Raw genomic sequence first — 4,467 nt, forward strand, 5'->3', positions numbered from 1 at the left:
GATATAAATCTTTCGCCGTTAAAGGATACGAGAGAAATGAGATGTACCGACGTGAGGTGAGAGACACGGAAGTACATCAACACAATGCCTAAGGAGATCAATATGGCAATTAATGTAAGCACTAACGTGTCTGCAATGACCGCACAGCGTTATTTAAATAACGCCGCTGATGGTACGCAGAAATCGATGGAGCGTCTGTCATCGGGCTATAAAATCAATAGCGCGCGTGATGATGCAGCGGGTCTACAAATCTCAAACCGTTTAACGTCACAAAGCCGTGGCTTAGATATGGCGGTAAGAAACGCAAATGATGGTATCTCCATTGCACAAACCGCAGAGGGTGCAATGAATGAAACCACCAATATCTTGCAACGTATGCGAGATCTTTCTTTGCAATCAGCAAACGGTTCTAACTCAAGTTCAGAACGCCAAGCGATCCAAGAGGAAGTCTCAGCACTCAATGATGAATTAAACCGTATTGCTGAAACAACCTCGTTTGGTGGTAATAAACTGCTAAATGGTTCGTTTGGTAATAAATCTTTCCAAATTGGTGCCGATTCTGGTGAAGCTGTGATGCTTTCCATGAGCGACATGCGTTCTGACACAAAAGCGATGGGCGGTAAGAGCTATGTCGCGACAAATGGCAAAGCGCCTGACTGGTCAGTCACCAATGCGACGGATCTGACTCTGAGCTATACTGATAAACAAGGAGAAGCTCGCGAAGTCACCATTAACGCTAAAGCGGGTGATGACTTAGAAGAGGTCGCTACTTACATTAATGGTCAAAATGGTGACATCAAAGCTTCAGTCGGTGATGAAGGTAAACTGCAACTGTTTGCCGCCAATCAAAAAGTCTCAAGCGATGTCACTATTGGTGGTGGACTGGGTACTGAAATTGGTTTTGCTGCAGGTAAAGACGTAACCGTCAAAGACATCAATGTCACAACGGTTGGCGGCTCTCAGGAAGCTGTAGCTTTGATTGATGGTGCACTAAAGGCCGTTGATAGCCAACGTGCCTCGTTAGGTGCATTCCAGAACCGTTTCGGTCATGCCATCAGTAACCTTGATAACATCAACGAGAACGTCAACGCTTCTCGTAGTCGAATTAAGGATACTGATTATGCCCGTGAAACAACCCAAATGACGAAGTCGCAGATTTTGCAGCAAGCGAGTACGTCAGTTTTGGCACAGGCGAAGCAGTCACCATCTGCAGCTCTTAGTCTATTGGGTTAACCGATAGGCGAATGGAGCTTTGTGGGGAAAGCAGTGTTTTCACTGCCAACCTATGAGGTGGAAGGGAGATTGTTATGGAAATACCATCCTACACATCGAACATCCAGCCTTACGGCTCGCAAAGTGGCATTAAATTTGCTTCAGAAAACGATGGCGCGACACGCGCTTCCTCGAAACAAAATGAGGTGAATCGTACTGAACAGTTAAGAAATAGGCAAAACCAAAGCGTTGAAGCGGCAATCGAGCTTGCACAGCAACGAGAGCAGATCAACAAATCGGAAAGAGCCAAGATGGTAGAGCAGATGAATGAATTTATCTCATCTATCAACAAAGACTTAGCGTTTAGAGTCGATGAAGAATCAGGACGGGATGTTGTGACGATTTATGAAGCCAGTACTGGTGACATTATTCGTCAGATCCCGAACGAGGAAATGCTAGAGGTTTTGCGACGCCTTGCCAGACAAAAAGACCACAGTACAGGTTTATTGGTTGCTAAGGTGTAATCGTAGTTTTTGAGGTGATTTAATGAGCTTAGGCCCGATGGGTATGAATACTGGCATGGATATCAATTCCTTGGTCAGCAAAATTGTCAATGCAGAGCGCGTTCCTAAGCAGCAACGCATTGATAATGAGCTTGGCCAAATTGATGCCAGTATCAGTGCCTACGGCCGGCTCAAAGAGTCGCTGGATACGATGAAAAATCTTATGACGAATTTTCGTCAGGAGAAGGCTTTCGCTTTGCGAAAAGTCGATACTACTGATGAAAATGTCGTCTCCGCGACAGCCACCACTGACGCAATAGCAGGTAAATATGCTATCGATGTGTTGCAGCTTGCACAGAGCCATAAAGTTGCCTCGGATGTTTTAGATAAAGAGGCAAAGTTTGGTCCTGGTAAGCTGCAGATTTCACTTGGTGATCAGAAGTTTGATGTTGATGTCCAAGCCAATTCAAAATTGATTGATATCGTTCGCGGTATCAACAGCACTAAAACCAATCCTGGAGTTCGTGCTTCGGTAATCAATGATGTTGAAGGGCCACGTTTGATTGTGGCCTCTAATCTATCTGGAAAAGATCATGACATTAAAATTAATGCTCAGTCTGATGCCGGAAATCCGCTCAAAAATCTAGAATACAAAACGCTGGAAGAACGCGTTAAAGATTTAGAAAACGCACGCGCTGCGGCGCAACAAATCATTGCACCACTCACGCCAGCTCAACAAGCTATCGCTGCAAAAGTCGCCGAGAAAATAGGTGCGGCGGCACGCGAAGTTGACCAAAGTATGGCGAGTGGTGTTCAAGAAGTCGCCGGGCAAGTAGCTGCCGACGGTAAAGTCGCTAATGCTGCCGGTGAATTAACCGACGCCGCCGTCAAAGCTGCTGCCGCCGCCGGTGTTGCTGCCAATAAATATCTGAAACCGCAAGATCGTATTCCAGGGTGGACTGAAACCGCCTCTGGCACCTTGCTCGATTCCTACTATGAACCTGAGCCAGAGCTTGATGCAACTGCGTTAGAAAAAGCGCCAGATGTGCCCGGTTGGACCAATACTGCTTCTGGTACTTTGGTTGACTCCTATGTTACCCCCAAAGAAGCGCAAGCCAAGCTTGAACAGCAATTAGCAGCTGAAAAAGCCGCGGTTGCGGCGGCGGTGCGTAGTGGTGAACTGACGCCAGAGCAAGCCAAGCAGAAAGAGCGTGAAAAGCTTGACCCGCAAGAGCGTGAGTATTTAGATAAAGTGGACAAAGCAGATGCTGAACTTAGAGCGGCACAAGCATCGTTTGACGCCTATCAAGGTATGACTCAAGTACAAGCAGGCCAAGATTCCGTGGTGGTTTTGGACGGTGTGGCAACCCTTTCTAGCAACAACAACGTGATTGAAGATGCGATTGAAGGGGTTGATTTGACCCTTAAAGGGCAAACGGCCAAAGGCAAACCACCGGCTGAAATTGGCATCGAATATGACCGCAAAACCGTGCGCGATGATATTGAACAATTTGTCGCGGCGTATAATCAGTTTTATCAGGTCTCTAAAGAACTTGGAGGCGTTGACCCTCGGACTGGCCAAGCTGGGCCACTGGCGGGTGACAGTATTGTGCGCAGTGCAGACTCTCGCCTACGTAGTGTTTTTTCGACTAGAATTGAGCAGGCTCCAGAAGAGATCAAAAGTCTGATTGAGTTTGGTATTACCACCACACGCCAAGGGACACTTGAAATTAACTACGACATGCTAGATCGCCAACTCAATAACAACTTTAATAAGCTAGGTGAGTTCTTTGGTGGAAACCAAGGATTTGCCAAACGGGTTGAAGATGCTATTCAGAGCATGACGGGGGTTACGGGGTCGATTCGCACACGCGAAAAAAGCTTAGTAGAACGCAACTACCGTGTGGCGGACGACCAAGCGGCACTTGATCGCCGCATGGACAGTTTGGAGAAGCGAACGCATTCTAAGTTTTCAGCAATGCAAGACGCGACCAGTAAAATGCAGAACCAATTAGCTGGTATGATGAATGCGTTAGGCGGCTGATATGGAGCAGCAACTCGACCTTTTAAGTGATCTAGATCACCAAATAAGAGCAATGCTTGTCATTGATGAAATTAATACTGAAGAAATCAATCATCTTGTCGATAAAAGGGAACGGATATTGCAAAACTTACTGACGCATGCGTCAGAAAATCCACAGTTTGCAATGTCGAGCCAATGGCGAGAGGCTATTGATGAAACTAAACATCTTGTTGAACTGATGCAGTCAAAAACGGTCGAGATCGGTAGAACGCTCCAAAAATACCGACACGGTAATAAATCCGTTCAGCAATACAAAAAGTTTTTATAAGAGGAAGACTATGCGCGGTTCTTTACAGGCATACAAAAAGGTATCAGTGGATAGCCAGCTCAGTGCGGCCTCGCCGCATAAAGTCGTACAAATGTTGATGGCGGGTGCCATTGAACGCCTTATTCAAGCAAAAGCAGCAATGCTACAGGGGAATATTCCAAGTAAGGGTGAACGCCTTGGTAAAGCATTGGATATCATTATTAGCTTACGCAGTTGCTTATCGATGAGTGATGGCGGGGATATTGCAAAAAATTTAGATCAGCTTTATGAATTTATGATCACTCAGATCACCGAAGCGAATCATCAAAATGACCCGCAACCACTGGATGATGTGATCGACATCATTCGAGAAATTAAATCAGCATGGGATCAAATCCCTCCTGAATACCACAATCTGACGG

General features: G+C 46.1%; 5 protein-coding genes. All 5 read left to right on the forward strand.

Going from position 1 to position 4,467, the window contains the following annotated elements; all coding sequences use genetic code 11:
• The first annotated feature begins 102 nt into the window (after window positions 1-102).
• Window positions 103-1,233 carry a flagellin gene (locus B9J84_RS10590; protein ID WP_026028066.1) on the forward strand — a complete coding sequence of 377 codons (1,131 nt, stop codon included), beginning with the start codon at window positions 103-105 and terminating at the stop codon, window positions 1,231-1,233.
• Between the two features lie 74 nt (window positions 1,234-1,307).
• Complete coding sequence (gene flaG, locus B9J84_RS10595; RefSeq protein WP_013856302.1) at window positions 1,308-1,736, forward strand: flagellar protein FlaG; 429 nt, start codon at window positions 1,308-1,310, stop codon at window positions 1,734-1,736.
• Window positions 1,737-1,758: 22 nt separating this feature from the next.
• On the forward strand, window positions 1,759-3,759 hold the full coding sequence (gene fliD, locus B9J84_RS10600; RefSeq protein WP_088732758.1) for a flagellar filament capping protein FliD: 2,001 nt from the start codon (window positions 1,759-1,761) through the stop codon (window positions 3,757-3,759).
• A gap of 1 nt (window position 3,760) precedes the next feature.
• The gene (locus B9J84_RS10605) at window positions 3,761-4,066 is read left to right on the forward strand and encodes a flagellar protein FliT (protein WP_013856304.1); all 306 of its coding nucleotides are present in this window, start codon (window positions 3,761-3,763) and stop codon (window positions 4,064-4,066) included.
• Window positions 4,067-4,076: 10 nt separating this feature from the next.
• Window positions 4,077-4,467 (forward strand): flagellar export chaperone FliS (fliS, locus tag B9J84_RS10610; RefSeq protein WP_094124092.1); only part of this gene is annotated, 391 nt, incomplete at its 3' end.

Source organism: Vibrio sp. V03_P4A6T147 (assembly GCF_002241085.1).
Classification (GTDB): Bacteria; Pseudomonadota; Gammaproteobacteria; order Enterobacterales; family Vibrionaceae; genus Vibrio; species Vibrio anguillarum.

What these genes read in the sequence shown, in the direction of transcription:
- B9J84_RS10590 (WP_026028066.1), top strand. Translation starts at nt 103, where the DNA reads ATGGCAATTAATGTAAGCACTAACGTGTCTGCAATGACCGCACAGCGT.
- B9J84_RS10605 (WP_013856304.1), top strand. Translation starts at nt 3,761, where the DNA reads ATGGAGCAGCAACTCGACCTTTTAAGTGATCTAGATCACCAAATAAGA.
- flaG (WP_013856302.1), top strand. Translation starts at nt 1,308, where the DNA reads ATGGAAATACCATCCTACACATCGAACATCCAGCCTTACGGCTCGCAA.
- fliD (WP_088732758.1), top strand. Translation starts at nt 1,759, where the DNA reads ATGAGCTTAGGCCCGATGGGTATGAATACTGGCATGGATATCAATTCC.